Here is a 21,441-nt window from a genome sequence, read left to right as displayed (position 1 = left end):
AGCTCCTTCAGTAACCGGCTATACAACCGGAGGGAAATCCTATGAAAATTGTTAGCGCGCAAAGCTTTATCCTTCATGTCCCGATCACACCGCCAATTACCGATGCGATTAACGTAGCGACACATTGGGGTGTAACGGGAATCAAAATTCAAACGGATGAAGGCATTACGGGGTATGGTTACACCGGCACGACCGCTAAGGGCGATGAGATGATTGCAGATACGATCGACCGTTATTACGCGCCAGTGCTGATTGGCAAGGATCCGACGATGATCAAACAGATTTGGGATGAGCTTCGCTTTGGACCGATGCACTGGATCGGTCGGGCCGGTATTACACATATGGCGCTGGCTGCCGTTGATATCGCGCTCTGGGATATCGTATCCAAGGCGGCGAATCTGCCGCTCTGGAAGTATCTCGGCGGACACAAGCCGGAGAAAATCAAAGCTTATAATACGAACGGCGGCTGGCTCAACTGGAGCAAGGAACGGCTGCTTTCGGATATTGCCGGCATTGTGGATCAAGGATTTACCGCTGTGAAGATGAAGGTCGGCAAGCCGGATCCGCGTGAGGACTTTGACCGTGTGCAGGCGGTGCGTAAAGCAATCGGCGATGATATCGGGTTGATGATCGATGTAAATCAGCAGTGGAATATAACAACAGCAATGACATGGGGGAAGAAGCTGGAGCAGTTTGATCTGATGTGGCTGGAAGAGCCGCTCAATCCGGACGATGTGGCCGGCCACCGCAAATTGGCGGATGAATTGAATGTGCCGATAGCGCTTGGCGAACATGTCTACAATAAATATGCGTTCCGTGACTACATTCACCAAGGCGCAGTAGAATATGTTCAGGTCGATGTGACACGTGTAGCCGGCATTACGGAATGGCTGCAGGTTGCCGGACTTGCGGCAGCGTATGATTTGCCGATTTGCCCGCATGTTGGGGATATGGGCCAAATCCATCAGCACTTGGTCGCATCCACTCAAAATGCGATTATGCTGGAGTACATCCCGTGGATTCGTCATATTTTTGAAGAGCCTGCTACTGTAGTTGACGGTTTCTACACGCCCCCGCAGCAGCCCGGTGCTTCGACGACGATTCTCCCCCGCTATTTTGACGAATATCGGATTCGCTAATGATGATATAGCTCGGAAGCTGCGCCTTTCCTCGAAGGGCGCCGGCTTGCGGGCTTTTTAATTGAAAACTTACAAAAAAGAACGTTGACCGTCCATGGAACCCGGGGTTATGCTAACCGATAGAATACCGGAATTTCGGCATCTATATCTATTATTGAGGTGAACGGTTAGTGAATGGGACTTGGCGTGACCAATGGACATCGGATGTCAGACTAAACGTGCTTGCCGGCATGACGGCGACACTTGCTTTAATACCGGACTCTTTGGCGTTTTCGTTTATGGCGGGGGTACCGCCTCAAGTGGGGATTTACGCCACCATTTGTATTTTGCTTGTCATTACGTTCTTGGGCGGAAGGCCCGGCATGATTTCGGCGGCAGCCGGCTCGATGGCGGTATTGATGCTGACACTGGTGAAAGAACACGGCATCGCGTATTTATTCGCAGCTACCGTGCTGACAGGAATCATCCAATACTTGATGGGCGTCTTCAAGCTTGGCAAAGTGATGCGTTTCGTACCGCAGCCGGTGTTAACGGGCTTCGTAAACGCGCTCGCGATTCTGATTTTCTTATCTCAGCTGCGTTACTTGGTGGATGCGTCCTTCATGATGTATGTGCTCATCGCGGCAGCACTGCTCATTATTTATATCCTTCCACGGTACTTCAAAGCCGTACCGTCGCCGCTTGTTGCGGTAGCATTGCTGACGATATTCGTGTGGGCGTTAGGCATTAGCGATGTCACTCGAATTGGGGATATTGCGGCCATCGATGCTTCCTTGCCATCGTTCCTGCTGCCGGATATTCCGTTTACGTGGGAAACTTTCTTCATTATATTGCCGTACTCACTGTCTCTGGCCGTTGTCGGTTTCACCGAAACGATGCTGACGCAGAACCTGCTTGATGAGATGACAGGGGACAAGACGGACAAGAACCGAGAAATGCGGGGCCAAGGTATTGCGAATTTCATCGCGGGTTTCTTCGGAGGGATGGCAGGCTGCGCGCTTGTTGCGGAATCCGTACTTAATGTAAAGATGGGCGGTCGGAATCGACTGTCGTCGCTCGTTGCAGCGTTATTCTTATTATTACTTGTAGTCGTGCTCGGCGATCTGCTCGCACTGATTCCGATGGCTGCGCTCATTGGCATTATGCTGATGGTGTGTATTGCGATTTTCGACTGGAAATCGGTATTCAAAATGCGTGCGGTCCCAGTCAGCGAAACAATTGTCATGGTTGTTACCGTGGCAGCGGTTGTAGTGACTCATGACCTTGCGATTGGTGTGATCGTCGGTGTCATTCTCAGCTTCTTGATTGTCCTGCTGCAGAAGTCACTGAAGCGCGGATCGCTTGAAGGGTAATTCGCAGCTGTAATTCGATTACGAATAGGTGAAGATGGAGGCGGTGCTTGCATGCGATCTTACAGCTTATACGATCCTTACTGGAGAGAAGGCGGTGATTTCCGTCCGAACATCGTCGCTTACTATTATAAGCAGTGGCTCGATTACCGCATGGACTTTCATGCGCATGATGCCATTGAGTTTATGTATGTCATTTCCGGTACGTGTACGGTGGAGACGCTGAATGATGTGTTCCAGATGCGCAAAGGGGATCTGATCTTACTGGATTCCCGCGTATCGCATAAGCTCATCGTTCCGAAAGAAAGTCCGTGCCGGATGCTCAATGTGGAGTTTATGTTTGCGGAGTGCGACGGTATTTACCCGTCTATGAAGCAGCTTGCCCAAGGACATGAAGCGCTGGCGGAGCTGCTGGGCCGCAAGGTTAGCACCATCATGCTGCGGGATCCCAATGAGGTTCATCATACGCTCAAGAGTATCGTCATGGAAATGGATACAGGCGGAACGCAGCGCCGCAGTATGACACATTTGCTGCTGGCGCAGCTGCTCGTTCGCGTTGCGCGGCTCGCGGCAGATGAAGTAAAGGATGTTGCCCAGGGTCAGCATCATCGCTATGTGCGGAAGGCAACCGAATATATCCATCAGCATTACGATTGCGATATTCAAGCGAAGGATGTTGCCGTCTCCGTAAGCTTGCATCCGGTGTATTTGCAGCGGATTTTCAAGGCGAATATGAATGTGACGATCACGGAATATCTAGCCGAGCTGCGCGTGGAGAAAGCCAAGATGCTGCTTGCGCGCTCCGATGTGCCGATCATCGATATCGCCGATTATATCGGCTTGAACAGCAGGCAATATTTCAGCATGCTGTTTAAGAAAGTAACCGGGATGTCTCCTGCGGCTTACCGAAAATCAATAGAAACGATGCAAGGCTTCGATAAGCAGTTGCAATAGTTGACATGCCAGGCGCAATCCGGTTGGATTTGTGGAAACGCATTCTTGATGCTCCTGCTAGAATGAGGGTAATGAACGTGTATCCTATTCCATCAACCTCAGGAGGGTTTAGCATGTCTTTCAAAGTTGCTTTTATCGGAGCGGGCAGTATCGGATTCACAAGGGGATTGCTGCGTGATTTGCTTTCGGTGCCTGAATTCCGCGACATCGAGCTTGCGTTCACGGACATTAATGCGCACAATTTGGACATGGTAACCCAGCTGTGCCAGCGGGACATTATCGAGAACGGGCTGCATATCCAAATTCAGTCGACGACCGATCGCCGCGAAGCTTTAAAGGATGCCAAATACGTGCTTACTGTCGTCCGGATCGGCGGATTAGAGGCCTTCCAACATGATGTCGACATTCCGCTTAAATATGGCGTGGATCAATGTGTTGGCGATACGCTCTGTGCAGGCGGAATCATGTATGGCCAGCGCGGTATTGCCGCGATGCTGGACATCTGTAAAGACATCCGCGAGGTAGCCAGACCGGATGTGCTGCTGCTCAACTATGCCAATCCAATGGCAATGCTGACCTGGGCCTGTAACAAATACGGCGGCGTGCGTACAATTGGACTATGCCACGGCGTTCAAGGCGGTCATCATCAAATTGCGACTGCGTTTGGGCTTAAGAAGAAAGAAGTCGATATTATTTGCGCAGGCATTAATCATCAGACTTGGTATATATCCGTTAAGCATAACGGTGTAGATAAGACAGGCGAGGTGCTTGAGGCATTCGAGAACCATCCCGAGTATCAGAAGACGGAGAAGGTGCGCATCGATATGCTGCGCAGATTCGGCTACTACTCGACGGAATCGAACGGACATCTCAGCGAGTATGTTCCTTGGTACCGCAAACGCGCCGACGAGATTCAAGATTGGATCGATATGGGCGTGTGGATCAATGGAGAAACAGGCGGCTACTTACGTGTTTGCACGGAAGGGCGTAATTGGTTCGAGACGGACTTCCCGAACTGGATGAAAGGTGATCCTTACGTATACAGCGCGGAGAAACGTTCGGAGGAACACGGTTCCTACATTATTGAAGGTTTGGAAACAGGCCGGCTGTATCGCGGACACTTCAACGTCGTGAACAATGGCGTTATTGCGAACTTGCCGAATGATGCCATTATTGAAGCACCGGGCTATGTCGATGCGAATGGCATCAATATGCCGGTCGTCGGTGAGCTGCCACTTGGCTGCGCGGCAGTGTGCAACGTGAGCATTTCCGTTCAACGACTTGCAGTCGAAGCGGCTGTTCATGGCGATGATAAGCTGCTCCGCCAAGCCATGATGATGGACCCGCTTGTAGGCGCTGTTTGTAATCCGAAGGAAATCTGGCAAATGGTCGATGAAATGCTTGTCGCGCAGGAGAAATGGCTGCCGCAATACAGCGCTTCTATTGAGAAAGCGAAAGAGCGGCTCGCTGCAGGCAATCTCATTCCGACACGCGAAGACTATAAAGGTGCGGCCCGTCTCAAGACCAAATCGGTGGAAGAGATGCTGGAGGATCGCGAAGCGGCGACTCGCAATGCAGGAGAGGCTGACAAAGCGAAGGAACGTCCGGCGGCAGCGCATTAATAGATAGAAAAGGGGATCGGAGTGCCAAGGCGGCACTTCGATCCCCTTTTGGTATAAGAATTAACGTTTAGGATAGAGCGGGTAGTCTACGTTGGTAGGCACATCAATCAGAATGAGACGCAGCGGCGTGTCGCCGGTTGCTGTAATGACAGCTTCCTGAGCTTCGGCTGCTCTGGCCAAGATGAAATCTTTATGTTTAAAGGTGGTATCTTTCGCTTCTTCAGATGTATAAGTCCATGAGCCGTCTCCGCGAATGGCCAGTGCAGTCAGTGTTCGTCCGCCTGCAATTGAATGCGTATATTGCGCGCCCGGCGCTAGCTCGACATCCCACATGAGCGCATCTGCTGTGATGGAGATTGGTGAGCCTTCACCCATGATGGTTTTCTTCGTATAGCCGGCGCCTTGGGCAATCGGGAATTCCTCATGCTCGTATTGGTTATACGTAGGCTGCCGCTTGAGGGCTTCTTGGATGGATGGCTCGAACCAGATTTGGAAGCCTTCCATGTCCGGGCCGACAAAACGTTCTTCATGGCTGACGCCTGAACCGGTTTGCATAAGCTGTACCCCGCCAGAACCGATTGTGCTCTTCGTGCCGAGCGTATCGCCGTGTTCCGCCTGACCTGCTACAACATAGGTCATGATTTCAAACGCTTGGTGTGGATGAAGCGGAATGTAGCCATCTTGCTTGGAATGAGCCCATGCCCAGTAGAACAACGTGCTTACGCGTTTCACGACAGAACCTTCGCCTGAGAAGCCGATCGGTTTCTGCTCCGTGATTTTGCCGCCATCAAATGCGCCGGTAGCTTGAAGAGATGGTCCGTATACGAGTGTTTGTATCATAATAGTAACCTCCAATGAATGAGTTTGATGTTCAATCAACCAATTGCGTACTCGCCTGCACCAATAAGTGTGACACCGATTGCGATTGCAATGAGGACAATGTTGTATTCCATGCCGTTAGCCGTAATCCAAAAGCCGTTTCTACGATGAACGGAAATAATAGCGCCAAGCATAGTGAGTACAAGAAGTGCAGCCGATACCGGCATCCATAATCCTAGGACAAAGAGCAAGCCCCCGACAAGTTCAGCAATGCCTGCAGCCAGCGCGATTACAACACCTGGTTTTAAACCAATGGAATCCATCCAGCCTCCGGTCGACTTCAGGCCATATCCGCCAAACCAGCCGAACAGCTTCTGTACGCCGTGCCCCGCAAACGTCAAACCGACAACCAAACGAATAAGTAACAAGCCTAGTGCAATACTCATGAATGATTTTCCTCCATAAAATGAAAATATTAAGTTTCTTAACATTAAGATATCTAACCCGAATAATCGAGATTCCGAAGCTCTATGTGAAGCTGCTTTGTGCCGCGATGCCAAGCTTCTTCAATAAAACAATTGCTTGTTCTTGTTCTTCAGTCGACAAACCGCTCACTGCATCAGCAATAACCTCGCGGTGACTCGGAAACACATCGTCGAGAAATTTTCTGCCTTGCTCCGTAATTTCAGCATAAATGACACGGCGATCAGTAGGGCATGCCTTCCGATGCGCCAATCCCTTGGCAACAAGCTTGTCGATAACATAAGTAATATTGCCGCTCGTCATGAGAATCTTCTCGCCAATCTGCTGCAGCGGCTGTTCACCCTTATGATACAGAAGCTCGAGAACGCCAAACTCCGTTGGATTAAGGCCATGCTTGCGAATATCTTGATGAACGTGAGCGCTAACCCATTGATGTGCACGGGACAATATAATGAAGAGATGCAATTCCTGATCGGTTTCGATAGACATGATTTTCACCTCGAATCGAATGTTGCAGCTATTTGTCTTAAACCTTGATATCTTAATTTAAAGATAAATGAATTTGGGTAGTTTGTCAAGACTGCCGCATACGTAAATGGAGCACACTTGTACTAGCGATGAATAGAGGAGTGAATTTTTCCTACATTATATAGAAGCAATTTTCCGCAAAAGAGGACTGAAACGCATGATGCGCTTCAGTCCAGCAGTCAGTGTGATCAGAAGCATTGTTATTTGCTCATACGTGCTCGAAGCTGGCTGTCGATCGGTTCCGGTACTTTGTCTCCGCCAACGAATTGATGCTTCACAAGCGTATTAAATGAAGAGAGCCATGGCGTGAGGGAATGTCCTGCCCATGCCTCTTGTGCATATTGGATCATATGGTTGTTGAACTCTTTGTTTGCTGAGATATGAACTTCCTGAACTGCCGGAGCCAGCTTGCGCACATGAATTGCTATCGTCTGCTTCAGCTCTCCGGAGATTTCATTGTGGTCATTGATCGTGAGTGCAGAGTTATATGGCGTTGCGACCCTTTGATTGTTCCAATAAGGGCTTCCGTTATCTACATTATAGACGCCTTCCGTTGTTCCGCCGTTATTTTGCTCTTTAGGACCGCCTGTTTTACGCGTACCTGTTGCTGTCCAGTCTGTTGTGATTGCGACATAGGCATTCTTATCCGAAAGCATGACGATCGCACCGGCTACACCGTTAATATTGGACACATCATTCGAAATGAGGGAGCTGTATTCAAACCAAGCATTGTCGTGCTGGCCCGGCAAACCGCTCATAGTTCCATACATCCGGCTGCCGAGCATTTTGGGATCGCCCTTCTTCTTGGAGCCATAATCGAATGTGCTGTTCTGAACGTGGCGTTCGTAGTTACAGCCGCTTAAGGCCATGACGGTTACCATTGCACTGGCGGCAATCAAAATGAGAAATAAACGATAAGCTGCTCGCTTTTTCATTAAGGGTAGCTCCTTTCATTAACCTAGCTTTAGGATGGGCTAGTGTGAAACAAATATGCATGCTATTTCGATACATAAAGAACCATGGTTTTTGCACACAATGTAGGATAGACATGGTGGTTCGAAACGGTAAAATGGCAAGCGGAAAAACCGTCGAAATCGGCGATTTTACTGGTATGAGAACAATTTGTGAACACGCCTGGGAACATTGACAAATAGCACCTTCAACTTTATATTTAATAAAGTGATTAGATTGCAGAAGTTGTCTAAACATCTAGGATTTCACGCAGCACAGCCGCTTTTTGCGCCATCTACGGCAGCTGCGAAAACGTAAAAAGTGGGGTTGATTGATGATGAATCGGTGGCACGTTCTAAAACGGCTTATGCCGCTTCTTGCCGGAATGGTGTTGCTGCTGTCAGCTTGCGGACGAGCTGACTTGTCGACGCTTAGACCGCAAGGGCCGGTTGCCGAAGAACAGTACGGACTAATGAAATTAACGATCTGGATCATGATCGGGGTCGTTCTAGTCGTTTTCGCTATTGCAGTGTATGTAATTATTCGCTTTCGCCGCCGTCCAGGCGACAAATCGATCCCTGTTCAAGTGGAAGGGAACCACAAGCTGGAGATTATTTGGACAGTCATTCCGATTATCCTGCTGATCATTCTCGGTGTTCCAACAGTTAAGTCCGTCTTCGGACTTGCGAAGGACTACACGAAGGATCCGGCTGCAATACAAGTTAAAGTTACAGCTCACCAATACTGGTGGGAGTTCGAATATCCGAACCTTGGCGTGAAGACAGCACAAGAGCTGCTCATTCCAAACGATGCGGTTATCTCGGTAGAAGCGAAAACAGCTGATGTGCTCCACTCCTTCTGGATTCCGTCGCTTGCCGGTAAAATCGATACGAATCCGGGCGGCAACGTGAACATCATGTACTTTAAAGCACCGAAGACTGGTGTTTACCTTGGTAAATGTGCCGAACTCTGCGGACCTTCTCACTCTTTGATGGATTTCAAGGTGAAGGTTGTAGATCGTGCTTCGTTTGACCGCTGGGTAGCTGCTATGAAGAATCCGGTTGCGCTGCCTGAGAATCAGGAAATCGCGGAACTACTCAATAAACAGTGCTTGTCTTGCCACGCAATTGGCGGTAACGGCGGACAGATTTATCCGAATCTGACGGGTATCGGAAGCAAACAATCGGTAGCGGGTATTCTGGTCAACACAGACCAAGCGGAGTTCGCTAACGAAGGTACGGTTGAAGAGAACCTTATCAGATGGATCACCGATCCACAGGAAGTGAAACCAGGCACGTTGATGCCTAAGGTTGATCTGACCAAAGAGCAAGTCGAAGCCATCTCGAAATACTTGGCAGGCTTGAAGCTAGAATATTAATTACTTACGGAATGAAGGAGGTACCTACTTTGGCTCACGGACATGCGGTTAAACGGTATAGTGGCCTGATGGATTGGCTGACAACCGTTGACCATAAAAAAATCGGCATTCTGTATCTGATATCGGGCGGATTCTTCTTCCTGGTTGGCGGATTGGAAGCCCTCCTGATTCGGATTCAGCTATGGAAGCCGTTAAATGACTTCGTAGCGGCGCATACGTTCAACGAATTGCTGACGATGCACGGTACAACAATGATCTTCCTTGCGGCGATGCCGATTATATTCGCCTTAATGAATGCGATCGTACCCTTGCAGATCGGCGCGCGGGACGTTGCATTCCCGTTCGTTAACGCAATTGGTTTCTGGACATTCTTTGCAGGAGGCGTTCTGCTCAATGTCAGCTGGTTTGCTGGCGGCGCGCCAGATGCAGGCTGGACTGCTTACGCACCACTTTCGACATCGACTTATAGTACAACGCACGGTCTCGATTATTATGTTATCGGTCTTCAAATTGCCGGTATCGGAACGTTGGTTGGTGGTATTAACTTCTTGGCAACAATCATTAACATGCGTGCACCGGGCATGAGCTTCATGCGTATGCCAATGTTTACATGGTCTGCGTTCATTACTTCGGCGCTTATCTTGTTCGCTTTCCCTGCTCTGACAGTTGGCTTGGTAGCGATGATGTTTGACCGTGTGTTCAGCGGGAACTTCTTCGAACCGACCAACGGCGGTAACGCCGTCCTGTGGGAGCATATCTTCTGGATTTTCGGACATCCTGAGGTTTACATCTTGATCCTGCCTGCTTTCGGGGTTATCTCCGAAGTAATCAGCGTATTCTCGCGTAAACGGTTGTTCGGTTACAGCTCCATGGTATTTGCTACAGTACTAATCGGTTTCTTGGGCTTCATGGTTTGGGCGCATCATATGTTCACGACGGGTCTTGGCCCGGTTGCGAACGCATTGTTCTCCATTGCAACAATGTTGATTGCGGTTCCTACAGGTATCAAAATCTTCAACTGGTTGTTCACGATGTGGGGCGGCTCGATCCGTTTCACAACAGCAAATCTGTTCGCAGTCGGCTTCGTTCCAACATTCGTAATGGGTGGCGTAACGGGCGTTATGCTTGCAGCAGCACCAGCTGACTTCCAATATCACGATTCATACTTCGTAGTTGCCCATTTCCACTACGTAATCGTCGGTGGTTTGATCATGGGTCTGTTCTCGGGTCTGTACTACTGGTGGCCAAAAATGTTCGGTCGTATGCTTGACGAGACTCTCGGTAAGATCATGTTCTGGACATTCTTTATCGGCTTCCACCTTACATTCTTCGTACAGCATTTCCTTGGCTTGATGGGTATGCCGCGTCGTGTATGGACTTACCTAGACGGTATGGGCTTCAACAACTTGAATATGATCAGTACAGTCGGCGCAATGCTGATGGGTGTGGGTACAATCGTATTCTTGCTGAACATCGTCATTACTTCCATGAAGCCGCGTAATGCGGGCAATGACCCATGGGAAGACGGACGTACACTGGAATGGACGATTCCTTCTCCAGCACCAGAGTTCAACTTTGCACAAACTCCGCTCGTTCGCGGTTATGATGCTTTCTGGAGAGAGAAAATGGAAGGCAAAAAGGAAATGATCCCGGCTGAACCGCTTGGTCCTATCCATATGCCATCACCATCCATTCTTCCGTTCTTTATGTCAATCGGCTTGTTCATCGCAGGTCTTGGATTCATGTATGCGAAAGGCGATTACGGTACAGGCGCTTGGGCGTATATTCTAAATCATCACATTATCGCGATATTCGGAATGCTCATTACACTTGCATGCATGTTCTTGCGTTCGGTGTATGATGATCATGGTTTCCATATCGAAGTGGATGAGATTCAAGGGAATAAGGGGGTTAAAGCATGAGTGGACATACACACGTAGACGGTCAACTCCCTCATGAGCCGGAAAAAGCAACCCTCGAGGGACGTAATAAAGTTCTTGGTTTCTGGCTGTTCCTTGGCGGTGAAACGGTATTGTTCGGTACGCTGTTCTCGGCGTACCTGGCACTTCGCCACCAAGTCGGCGATGGCAACCCAACTCCAATGGAGTTGTTTGATCTTAAAACCGTTGCAATCGCAACGTTCATTTTGCTAACATCCTCCTTGACTAGCGTGTTCGCGATTCAATCGATGCACACGAACAAAGTGAAGTCGATGGTATGGTGGCTCGTCATTACCGTTCTCTTCGGTCTTGCTTTCTTGGGCCTAGAGATTTATGAGTTCACGCATTACGTTCACGAAGGTCACAAGTTCTCAACAAGCGCATTCAGTACATCGTTCTATACGCTCGTCGGCTTCCACGGTGCTCACGTATTGTTCGGGGTTCTCTGGATTTCGATTCTGATTGCGCAGATCTTCAAAAAAGGTTTAAATGTTGTTACTGCTCCTAAGATATATGTTGCCGGTATGTATTGGCACTTTATCGACGTTGTGTGGGTATTCATCTTCACCGTCGTGTACTTGATGGGAAAGGTGGGCTAACGAATGGCTGGTCAACATTCTGCTGCCGAAGAGAAGAAACACCATAGGCATGAAGGTCCTAAGAAGCATATCATTGCTTTCATCTTCTCGATTCTGCTCACTGTCATTGCATTCGCAATGGTTGCTGCAGGCGAGATTAACACATCGTTTATCTACATCAGCTTGGTTCTTATGGCGTTCGTCCAAGTGTTCGTTCAAATGGGCTTCTGGATGCACATGAAAGACCGCGGTCATATTTTCCCGATTGTAGGCATTCTAATGGGTGTGTTCGTCGTATTCACGATTGTCATCATGGCTGAATATTGGGCTTGGTGGTAATACGGTTATAAATTGAAGAGAGGGAGGTCCTAGTTGGCCCCCTCTTTTGTTGTAAATGTAGGTTGGAATGGAAAGGGGTACCATCATGCTCGGATTGCAATTTTTCAGCTTTGAAGAGTTATGGAGCCCGTGGTTTTTCTTCTTTATGACAGCATTGGTTATCCTCTATTTCTACTTAGCTGGACCTTGGAAGGAAAAGCATGCGCCCAATGAACCTCGTGTCACGGTGCTGCAGAAGATATTGTTTGTATCTGGAATGGTGCTTTACTATTTGGCGCAAGGCGGACCGCTCGAGCTGCTTGGCCATATGATGTTCACCTTCCATATGGTGAATATGTCCCTATCGTATTTAATCGTGCCGCCGCTGTTGCTGCTTGGCATTCCCGCATATATCTGGCGTTATGTGTTTGCCAGACCGTTCTGGAGAAAATACAGCTCGCTTATGAATCCGATCTTTACGTTAGTTGTGTTTAATATGTTATTCTCGGTGTATCACGTACCGGCTGTTCATGACTATGTCATGACGCATTTTACGATTCATAGAATCTACTACTTGGTACTGCTTGCCACTTCGTTTATGATGTGGTTTCAAATTACGTGCCCGGTGCCGGAGTGGAACCGTCTGACGGATGTTCGTAAAATGGCGTATATATTCGCAAGCGGCATGCTGCTTACGCCGGCTTGCGCGCTTATTATTTTCGCCAGTCATCCGATGTATGCGACATACAACGACCCGGAGGTATGGGCACAAGCGATGGGCTATTGCGTGGCCGGCGATCCGAGTGCGCTGCTCTCGAGTTTTAACGGACCGACCTTCTTTAATTTGATGGGAATAACCGAGGACCAGCAGCTTGGCGGAATTGTTATGAAACTCGTACAGGAAGTCATGTACGGCGCGATTCTGGCTTATGTCTTCTTCCATTGGTACAAGAAAGAGCATGCTGATTCCGATGACGAATTGCCGGACAGTGGTGCACTCAGTTAATAGAGATGTTTGATATTTCATGAATGGACGGGATGCTCCTTGTCACTTTACACGATACTACCTACTATCAGTACATCCTTTATCGCACTCAGTGCGATTCTCGTTGCGATCGGATGGAATTTAGCCATCAAGAGAAAGCTTGAAGCTCACAAGAAAGTGATGCTCGCAGGCGCTGTGTCTGCGCTTCTCTTCTTTATCATCTATATGTCGCGTACGATATTCGTTGGCAATACAGATTGGGGCGGCTCAGATGAGATGAAGCCTTACTACCTGACGTTCCTGTTCTTCCACATCGTGCTGGCAACAGTAGGTGCAGTGTTCGGACTTACTACGCTGACACTTGGATTCAAGAGCCGTTTTGCCAAGCATCGCAAGTGGGGACGCGTGACGTCAGTAATCTGGTTCTTCACGGCTATCACCGGTATTATGGTATATGTGCTGCTTTATCTATTGTATCCGGGTGGTCATACGAAACCGGTACTGGACGTTTTGTTCGGCGGTTAAGCTGCCAGAAGCAGGGCGGTTTAATTGTAAAAGGTGTTGCAGAAGCTTGCTTCTGTAACACCTTTTTTGTGCTACTTATTAAGTAATTGCTCGTTTCTTGTCCTCTCTTGAATGATTGCATAATACTGAGTTAGCTTGTTGAACACCTGAGAAATATCATCGCTAATCTCATGTAACTCATCGACTTCGACGCGGTGATTGAGCATGGCGTTTGCTGGGGGCGATAGAAGTGAATACAAGGGAAGGTGATGTTAGGATAGTATTTAAACGATCGATATATACGTGATACAATATATTGTAAAGAAAAAAATGGAATGTTGGGGGTGCTTGAATGAAAGGTAGAATTAAAATGTTCAATTCAGATAAAGGATTTGGCTTTATTGTTGGAGACGATGGAACAGATCGATTTTTTCACAGTTCTAGTATTAATTCTTTAGAACAGCCAACTGCTGGTAAAATGGTAGAGTTCAGGCCATCCGAGAATGAAAAAGGGATGACTGCAATTGAAATATCTTTACTTTCCATGAAAGAGCAACCAACATTTATTCAATTGGGAAGCGCTAGAATTAAACTAAGTAATATTAAAAGCTATGGAATTAAATACATAACTCAATACTTTGAAAAAGTTTATGAAAAGGAAGAAAAGAAAGTAAATGGATTTGTTGAACTTCTAAGCCAATTGGGAGTAGTCGGGGAACAATTTGAATGGAAACATAAAGGTAAATTTGAAGAAATAAATGAATCAAGAGCTTATGAGATAATAGAGAAGCGTTGCAAGTCTAAAATGGTATTCGTTAAAGAAAAAGAATTTTATAAAAAAGAACCTGCCCTAACGTACGGAGAATATGACCGTTATTATGCTAAAGAAGACGGTATTCATTACATTGATCTGAAGGTTGAAATTGAAGATTTAATAACTGAAAAGGTGAACTATCTCTATGTAACTACGTATCAAAACGATAAATATAAGTTTTATGAAGATGAATTTGATGTTTTTGAGAAGTGTAAAGAATTAGATGATATTCTAAGTTAATATTATTTCAAAAAGATAAAGCCGACCTTTTACTCAAGGCTGGCTTTTTTTGTTCTAACAAATCTTTATACCTTATTCGTCGCACCACTACATAACGTATGGCTTATCGAGAGGCATGCATAGACAGCGAGTAGATGAAACTTTCGGCAGATGTTTACAGACAGGTAGTGAACCAGTAAAATATGTGAATAAGGAACAAATGATGTTTGATTCGAACAGGAGAGTGCAAATCGATGCAGCTGCATGGACGACAATATACACGCAGGGAAATAGAAGCTAGAGTGGGGAGAATCGAGCAAATTGGCGGCATTCGCAGATTGACGCTGACAGAAGGCAATGAAGCAGGTTCATCGGTGCTGTCCGTTCGAACAGGAGCAGGGCTGTCGTTTGATGTTATGCCTGACAAGGGACTAGATATCTCATCTGCTTCATTCGGCGGTGGATCGTTATCTTGGCAATCGGCCAATGGCGATGTGCATCCTTCTCATTATGATGATCAGGAATTAGGGTGGCTGAGCACCGCTTCGGGAGGATTACTGATGACCTGCGGGTTGATCAGCGCGGGGTCCCCAAGCAAGGTTGATGGTCGCTCTTATGGTCTGCATGGCAGAGCGCATCATACTCCGGCACGGCAGGTTGTCGCGGAAGGCTGGTGGGAAGGCGACGAATATGAGATGCGAATCGCAGGAACGCTGGAGGAAACGTCCATGTTCGGCGGTCATCTTCGCCTAAAACGTGAGATCAGATGCCGACTTGGCGAGAATCGAGTTACGATCCGCGATGTCGTAGAGAATGCTGGGTTTAAAGCTTGTCCGCATATGATGCTGTATCATGTGAATTTTGGGTATCCGCTGCTTACGGAACAGTCGCGGATTGATTTTCCGGATGGAGGGAAGGTTGTGCCGCGGGAAGCAGAGGTACCGGTAGAGGGCTATAACCGTTGGAATGCTCCGGATCCTGAATACGCTGAGCGTGTGTATTATCACGAACTGGCTTTCCCCACCGATAAGAAAGCAGCCGTAACCATCCATCAGCCGGCGTTTCCGGTAGCACTAGGACATACTTTGCCGATCGCGGTAAAGCTGAGCTGGAATACCGATACGCTTCGGAAGCTGGTGCAGTGGAAGATGCCCGGTGCCGGCGTGCACGCTCTTGGCATAGAGCCTTCGAACTGCGATGTCGAAGGAATGGAGATTGAGCGGCAGCGCGGAAGCTTGGTTATGCTGGAGCCGGGAGCATCGCTAGCCTATGAATTGGAATTGACAGTTAGCTAAGAGCAGCGCGGAAGGGCGAGGTGAGCTAGATGACGATGAGCATGAATGAAAGGCAGCAGCAGCTGCTCGGTTTGCTGGAGAGCAGCGGCGAAGTGAAGGTAGCCGGACTCAAGGAAACGTTTGGCGTAACGGAGATGACGATTCGGCGAGATCTGGAGAAGCTGGAGCTTGCAGGGTATGTGAAGCGTACGTTTGGCGGCGCAATATTAGCATCCAAGGATGTAGCGCTGCAGGATCGATCCGTCGTCATGACCGAGGAGAAGAATCGAATCGGCAGAGCAGCGGCAGCTCTTGTGATCGAGAATGATTCTATCTTTATCGATGGAGGCACGACTACTCTCTATGTAGCGCGGCATTTGAAGGCTGGCATGAACGTAACCGTAGTTACGAATGCCCTGAATATAGCGCTGGAGCTGCTAGAGCGAGGGATTACCACAGTTGTCACGGGCGGTATGGCGCTGGAAACGACGTCTACGTTAGTGGGGCCTGGTACGGTGGAGGCCATTGGGAAGATGGCCTTTGACCGCGTGTTCCTTGGTGCCACAGGAATTACGGCCAAGCACGGTTTCAGCAATTCCAATATGTACGAGGCTGAAATCAAGCGGATGGCTATCGTGCAAGCGACAGAGGTTAATGTCGTCGTCGATCATACGAAATACGGAGCGAAGGAGCTGTTCTCGTTCGCGCCTCTGTCAGCGGTGCATCGTGTCGTTTGCGATCAACTGCCTGAGCAATCGTTGGTGGATGCCTGTCGTGAGAACGGAGTACAGCTGTTGGAAGCGTAATTATTCGGTCGGCAGTGTGTTTGTTTTAAACATTTTGATAGACAGGTGTAAATTGCTCCTATAGAATAATGTTATAAACGAACATTATATGTTCCAACAGAACAGAGGGGAATGGTAGATATGGCATCGGCAGCACCACGTCTCAATCGGATGTTTAGCGAACAAGGAAAGTGTTTTGATGTAGCGGTAGATCACGGATTTTTCAATGAGTTTTCCTTCCTATCCGGTATTGAGAATATGAAGCAGGCGATAGAAACGATCGTGCAGGCGAATCCGGACTGCATTCAGCTTAGTATCGGTCAGGCAAAATGGCTGCAAGGCGTTCCCGGCAAGAAGAAGCCTGGTCTTGTACTGCGTACGGATGCGGCGAATATCTATGGAACAGAGCTGCCGCGCTTCTTGTTCAGCGAGCTTGTTGATCGTGCGATTGAGAAAGCAGTTGCGCTCGATGCTGTCGCGGTATGTGTAAATCTGCTGCTTCTGCCGGGTCAGCCGGAGCTGCACCATCAGTGTGTGCGAAACATCTCGCTGCTGAAGAGCGAATGTGAGAAATATGGCATGCCGCTTATGGTGGAACCGCTTGTTATGCTGCCGAATGCGGCGAAAGGCGGTTACATGGTCGACGGCGATATTAACAAAATCATGCCGCTCGTTCGCCAAGGCGTGGAGCTTGGTGCAGATGTCATTAAAGCCGATCCAAGCGACGATGTGACGGAATATCACCGCGTCATTGAGGTAGCCTCCGGTATCCCAGTATTGGTTCGCGGCGGCGGTCGGGCGAGTGACGAAGAAATCGTCAACCGTACGGTGGAACTGATGAATCAAGGCGCATCCGGTATCGTTTACGGACGCAATGTGATTCAGCATCCGAATCCGGCAGGCATGACGAATGCTCTGATGTCCATCGTGCATCATGGTGCCACGGCATATGATGCGCTCGCTATTCTAGGCGGAGAGGGTGCAAAATAGCATGAGCAAACGGATCGTTCGTTTCGGGGTCATCGGCTGCGGCTTGATGGGTAAGGAGTTCGCCAGTGCGGCGGCAAGATGGCTGCACCTAGAGGGAGTCGAGTTTGAACCTCGCATTGTAGCCGTATGTGATGCGAATCCGGCTGCGGCGGAGTGGTTTCAACGCCAAGTGCCAAGCGTAGAACGTGTTTATTCGGACTACAAGATGCTGCTGTCCGACCCTGATGTTGAAGCCGTATACTGCGCTGTTCCTCATAATTTGCATGCGCAAATCTACGTGGATATCATCGCCGCGGGCAAGCATTTGCTTGGCGAGAAGCCTTTCGGTATCGATAAAGAAGCGAACTCGCGCATTAATGCCGCGCTTGTAGCGCATCCCGAGGTGATTGTCCGCTGTTCATCGGAATTCCCATTCTATCCGGGTGCACACCAGATTATCCAATGGGTGAATGAAGGCAAATTCGGACGAATTATCGAGGTAGAGGCAGGCTTCTGGCATTCAAGCGACCTCGATCCGACGAAGACAATCAATTGGAAACGCCGCATTGCCACTAACGGTGAGTACGGATGTATGGGCGATCTGGGCATGCATGTACTTCACTTGCCAATGCGATTCGGCTGGCAGCCGAGCAACGTGCGTGCCTTGCTGAGCAAGATTGTTTCCGAACGGCCGGATGGCAAAGGCGATAAAGTCCCTTGCGAAACGTGGGATAATGCGATCTTAGCTTGCGAAGTGAAGACGGCTGATCAAGAGTTCCCGATGGTGCTTTCGACTAAGAGAATTGCGCCGGGACATGCGAATACTTGGTTTATTCGTATTCAAGGAACGGAGATGTCCGCGGAATTCAGCACGAAAAATCCGAAGCAGGTCTCTTCGCTCCCTTATTCGCCGGGTAAGCAGCAGGCTTGGCATACGGTGGATGTACCGTACAAGTCAGCTTATGGGACGATTACGGGCGGGATTTTCGAGTTTGGGTTTTCGGATTCGATTTTGCAAATGTGGGCTGCGTTCTGTGATGAACTGGTCAGCGGCAAGGAAGGGATGAGGCAGCCGTTTCATTGCGCAACGCCGGAAGAAGCGCATGGCAGCCATCTCGTATTTACGGCGGCACTTGAATCGCAGCGCACCGGAGAAACCGTAACGATCGACTGGAGGGATTAACCTTGGGCTCGAGCGCAGTACGCGCAAACCTAGATGTCGAAGTCGTGGTGGCAGGTCATATTTGTTTGGACGTTATCCCTGCTATGCAGGCGAAGAAGGACGGAATGGGCGCGATACTCGTTCCGGGTAAGCTGGTGGATATTGGCGCTGCCGTTATTTCAACCGGAGGAGCAGTGTCAAACACGGGACTGGCGCTGCACCGGCTTGGTCTTGGAACGAAGCTGATGGGCAAGATCGGCGACGATTTGTTCGGCGGTGCGATCATGGATGTGCTGCGCGGGTATGGTCAGGAGCTTGCGGATGGAATGATTGTCGCCACAGGCGAGCATACCTCCTATTCGCTCGTCATCAGTCCGCCGAATATCGACCGGATCTTCCTTCATTGTACGGGGGCTAACGATACGTATTCAGCCGATGATTTGCCGATTGAGGCACTGACGGGCGCGCGGTTGTTTCATTTCGGCTACCCGCCGCTGATGCGGAAAATGTACGAGGACGGCGGAACGGAGCTGGCGGAGCTGTTATCGCGAGTGAAAGGTGCAGGGCTGACGGTATCGCTGGATTTGGCGAAACCCGACCCCGAGTCGCCGGCAGGATTAACGGACTGGCGGAACGTATTTGTGAAAGCGCTGCCGCATGTGGATGTGTTCCTGCCCAGCTTCGAGGAGATTCTGTATATGCTTCGGCGTGAAGAGTACGATCGACTGCTAGCTGTTCATGATACAAATGATTTGCTGCCTTTTGCAGACGGTCCGCTTCTGCGGGAGCTGTCGCAAGAGCTGTTGGAGCTTGGTGTCAGCGTAGTTGTGCTCAAGCTGGGCGAGCATGGGCTCTATCTGCGTACAACGGACAATCGCGCGAAGCTCGCGGCGATGGGTGCCGGTGTACCTGCGGATATAGACATATGGCTGGACCGGGAGCTGCTCGTGCCTTGTTTTGAGGTCGAAGTAGCTGGGACTACCGGTGCAGGAGACTGCACGATTGCGGGGTTTATAGCCGGATTGCTTAAGGGGCTGAGCCCCGAAGCAGTGTTGAACGGCGCGGTTGCGGTAGGCGCCAGCAACGTCGAGCATGCGGATGCGACAAGCGGCGTTCCGGCATGGGACACCGTGCAGCAGCGTATGGCTGCCGGTTGGCGAAGGAAAGCGGTGACGCTGGGATTGCCCGGCTGGAGCAGCGAAGTTGTGGAGGTTACGGCAGGGGCAGAAGCGGCGTCCGAGCAAGGTGCTAACGGCGTTTGGTATGGGCCGGGGGAAGCGGCAACGAAGACTGCGCGATTGGCTGAATTATAAGGAGGCGAATGTGTGTGAAGAGAAGCGAAGTGCGGGCTGCGCAGCAGCGGACGGCGGAGTTGTTTGGTCAAGTCGGTATAGTGCTGACAGCGGAGGAACGTGACAATATCGAGGTTGCTACGTTCGGACTTGAGGATTTGGAATCGCAAGGGCTTGAACTCATCACCTATATTAATAATGATCGCTATTGCGCAAAGGAACTTGTATTATTCCCCGGCCAAACCTGTCCGGAGCATCTGCATCCGCCCGTTGAGGCCGATCCTGGGAAGCTCGAAACGTTCCGCTGCCGATTCGGTAAAGTGTGGCTGTATGTCGAAGGCGAACCCACTGCCGCGATTCAAGCGAAAGTACCGGCAGGCAGCGAACCTTATTACACGGTTTTCCATGAGATTGAGCTCAATCCGGGCGAGCAATACACCATCTCCCCTGGCACGAAGCATTGGTTCCAGGCAGGGCAAGAGGGAGCGATTGTGTCGGAGTTCTCCAGCACAAGCCGCGATGAATTCGATATTTTCACCGATCCGAATGTAAAGCGCATTCCTGTCATCGAAGAGGATCTATAGGTCGCGCAGAGCAAAAACCGGTATCTCCGCGATGGGGTACCGGTTTTGATTTTGGATACTGGTTGCTGCTATAGGGTGCCGGTTTTGTCGCGCAGCACCTGCTCGACCTTGGCAAGATGAATCTCCATGCGCGAGGACGCGAGTGTTTCGTCCTGCAGCCGGATGGCTTCAACGAGGGCGATATGTTCTTCGAGCAGTCTGCGCGCGGACTGACGTTCGGCGTAGAACCAGAGGGAACGCGTATCGCGCATGCTCTCATGCAGACGTATCGAAAGGGACTTCATGAGCTCGATGAGCATCGGGTTATGGGTCGCGGCCGCGATTTGCTCATGCAAGAGGACATCAGCCTGCTCGCTGAAGGTTTCGTCAGACAGCCGCTGCTCCATTTGCTGCAGCGTCTCGTGCAGGGCAGCAAGATCGTCAGTATTGCGATGTTGAGCGGCGAGTGCAGCGCAGCCGGTCTCAAGCACTTTGCGCACTTCCAGCAGTTGAAGCAAGGAATCGGCGCGATCGAGCCAATCTTCCTTGAAGCCGTCAGGGGAGTTATCCTCCTGCTGCGTGGGTTCAGGCGATCTGACGAAGGTGCCGCCACCCTGACGAATATCGAGGAGTCCTCTCGCTTTGAGAGCGCTCAATGCTTCGCGAATGGTAGAGCGGCCGACCCCATATTCGGCGGCGAGGTCAACAACGGACGGAAGTTTATCGCCGGGGAGAATAGCACCTGATGTAATCCGATTATAAAGCTCGCGAGAAACCCATTCATTACTCTTGAGCGGACGTTCATTCCTATTCAT

General features: G+C 49.7%; 22 protein-coding genes. 17 read left to right on the top strand and 5 right to left on the bottom strand.

Features of this window, described 5'->3' with window-relative positions:
• The first annotated feature begins 41 nt into the window (after nt 1-41).
• From AC506A_RS28295 to AC506A_RS28280, 4 genes are all read left to right on the top strand, one after another.
• Nucleotides 42-1,139: a mandelate racemase/muconate lactonizing enzyme family protein gene (locus tag AC506A_RS28295; RefSeq protein ID WP_495464354.1), complete on the top strand. Its 1,098-nt coding sequence runs from the start codon at nt 42-44 to the stop codon at nt 1,137-1,139.
• A 170-nt stretch (nt 1,140-1,309) separates the two neighbouring features.
• On the top strand, nt 1,310-2,491 hold the full coding sequence (locus AC506A_RS28290; RefSeq protein WP_495464353.1) for a SulP family inorganic anion transporter: 1,182 nt from the start codon (nt 1,310-1,312) through the stop codon (nt 2,489-2,491).
• 51 nt (nt 2,492-2,542) lie between these two features.
• On the top strand, nt 2,543-3,442 hold the full coding sequence (locus tag AC506A_RS28285) for a helix-turn-helix domain-containing protein (protein WP_495464352.1): 900 nt from the start codon (nt 2,543-2,545) through the stop codon (nt 3,440-3,442).
• A 113-nt stretch (nt 3,443-3,555) separates the two neighbouring features.
• Nucleotides 3,556-5,064, top strand: coding sequence for an alpha-glucosidase/alpha-galactosidase (locus AC506A_RS28280; protein WP_495464351.1), 1,509 nt, complete (start codon nt 3,556-3,558; stop codon nt 5,062-5,064).
• A 60-nt stretch (nt 5,065-5,124) separates the two neighbouring features.
• Here the strand turns inward: AC506A_RS28280 and AC506A_RS28275 are convergent, their stop codons facing one another.
• From AC506A_RS28275 to AC506A_RS28260, 4 genes are all read right to left on the bottom strand, one after another.
• On the bottom strand, nt 5,125-5,901 hold the full coding sequence (locus tag AC506A_RS28275; RefSeq protein ID WP_495464388.1) for a pirin family protein: 777 nt from the start codon (nt 5,899-5,901) through the stop codon (nt 5,125-5,127).
• A 38-nt stretch (nt 5,902-5,939) separates the two neighbouring features.
• Nucleotides 5,940-6,329, bottom strand: a complete 390-nt coding sequence (locus AC506A_RS28270) for a DoxX family protein (RefSeq protein ID WP_495464350.1) — start codon at nt 6,327-6,329, stop codon at nt 5,940-5,942.
• A gap of 82 nt (nt 6,330-6,411) precedes the next feature.
• Nucleotides 6,412-6,855 carry a MarR family winged helix-turn-helix transcriptional regulator gene (locus AC506A_RS28265; RefSeq protein WP_495464349.1) on the bottom strand — a complete coding sequence of 148 codons (444 nt, stop codon included), beginning with the start codon at nt 6,853-6,855 and terminating at the stop codon, nt 6,412-6,414.
• Nucleotides 6,856-7,094: 239 nt separating this feature from the next.
• Nucleotides 7,095-7,829, bottom strand: a complete 735-nt coding sequence (locus AC506A_RS28260; protein WP_495464348.1) for a hypothetical protein — start codon at nt 7,827-7,829, stop codon at nt 7,095-7,097.
• A 350-nt stretch (nt 7,830-8,179) separates the two neighbouring features.
• Between AC506A_RS28260 and coxB the strand changes: the two genes are divergently transcribed.
• From coxB to AC506A_RS28195, 13 genes are all read left to right on the top strand, one after another.
• Nucleotides 8,180-9,223, top strand: a complete 1,044-nt coding sequence (coxB, locus tag AC506A_RS28255) for a cytochrome c oxidase subunit II (protein WP_495464347.1) — start codon at nt 8,180-8,182, stop codon at nt 9,221-9,223.
• 68 nt (nt 9,224-9,291) lie between these two features.
• Nucleotides 9,292-11,145 carry a cytochrome c oxidase subunit I gene (gene ctaD / locus AC506A_RS28250; RefSeq protein WP_495464387.1) on the top strand — a complete coding sequence of 618 codons (1,854 nt, stop codon included), beginning with the start codon at nt 9,292-9,294 and terminating at the stop codon, nt 11,143-11,145.
• Entirely contained in the window at nt 11,142-11,762 is a 621-nt protein-coding gene (locus tag AC506A_RS28245) for a cytochrome (ubi)quinol oxidase subunit III (RefSeq protein ID WP_494822054.1), read from the top strand. Before ctaD ends, AC506A_RS28245 begins: the two co-directional genes overlap by 4 nt.
• A gap of 3 nt (nt 11,763-11,765) precedes the next feature.
• A complete protein-coding gene (locus AC506A_RS28240) occupies nt 11,766-12,080 on the top strand; it encodes a cytochrome C oxidase subunit IV family protein (RefSeq protein ID WP_495464346.1) in 315 nt (104 codons plus the stop codon).
• 85 nt (nt 12,081-12,165) lie between these two features.
• Nucleotides 12,166-13,065, top strand: coding sequence for a cytochrome c oxidase assembly factor CtaG (gene ctaG, locus AC506A_RS28235; protein WP_495464345.1), 900 nt, complete (start codon nt 12,166-12,168; stop codon nt 13,063-13,065).
• Between the two features lie 39 nt (nt 13,066-13,104).
• On the top strand, nt 13,105-13,569 hold the full coding sequence (locus AC506A_RS28230) for a DUF420 domain-containing protein (protein WP_495464344.1): 465 nt from the start codon (nt 13,105-13,107) through the stop codon (nt 13,567-13,569).
• Between the two features lie 331 nt (nt 13,570-13,900).
• Entirely contained in the window at nt 13,901-14,602 is a 702-nt protein-coding gene (locus AC506A_RS28225; protein WP_495464343.1) for a cold-shock protein, read from the top strand.
• Between the two features lie 233 nt (nt 14,603-14,835).
• Nucleotides 14,836-15,876 carry an aldose 1-epimerase family protein gene (locus AC506A_RS28220; RefSeq protein ID WP_495464342.1) on the top strand — a complete coding sequence of 347 codons (1,041 nt, stop codon included), beginning with the start codon at nt 14,836-14,838 and terminating at the stop codon, nt 15,874-15,876.
• Between the two features lie 35 nt (nt 15,877-15,911).
• Entirely contained in the window at nt 15,912-16,661 is a 750-nt protein-coding gene (locus AC506A_RS28215; protein WP_495464341.1) for a DeoR/GlpR family DNA-binding transcription regulator, read from the top strand.
• Between the two features lie 120 nt (nt 16,662-16,781).
• A complete protein-coding gene (locus AC506A_RS28210; RefSeq protein WP_495464340.1) occupies nt 16,782-17,630 on the top strand; it encodes a class I fructose-bisphosphate aldolase in 849 nt (282 codons plus the stop codon).
• Between the two features lies 1 nt (nt 17,631).
• Entirely contained in the window at nt 17,632-18,792 is a 1,161-nt protein-coding gene (locus tag AC506A_RS28205) for a Gfo/Idh/MocA family protein (RefSeq protein ID WP_495464339.1), read from the top strand.
• A 2-nt stretch (nt 18,793-18,794) separates the two neighbouring features.
• Complete coding sequence (locus AC506A_RS28200; RefSeq protein ID WP_495464338.1) at nt 18,795-20,084, top strand: carbohydrate kinase family protein; 1,290 nt, start codon at nt 18,795-18,797, stop codon at nt 20,082-20,084.
• An 8-nt stretch (nt 20,085-20,092) separates the two neighbouring features.
• Nucleotides 20,093-20,647, top strand: a complete 555-nt coding sequence (locus AC506A_RS28195) for a D-lyxose/D-mannose family sugar isomerase (protein ID WP_495464337.1) — start codon at nt 20,093-20,095, stop codon at nt 20,645-20,647.
• A gap of 68 nt (nt 20,648-20,715) precedes the next feature.
• On the opposite strand, the gene AC506A_RS28190 is transcribed toward AC506A_RS28195, so the two are convergent.
• Nucleotides 20,716-21,441 carry a FadR/GntR family transcriptional regulator gene (locus AC506A_RS28190; protein WP_495464336.1) on the bottom strand — a complete coding sequence of 242 codons (726 nt, stop codon included), beginning with the start codon at nt 21,439-21,441 and terminating at the stop codon, nt 20,716-20,718.

The sequence above is a fragment of the Paenibacillus sp. N22P23 genome, assembly GCF_059383735.1.
This window is presented reverse-complemented; position numbering and strand designations above follow the sequence as displayed.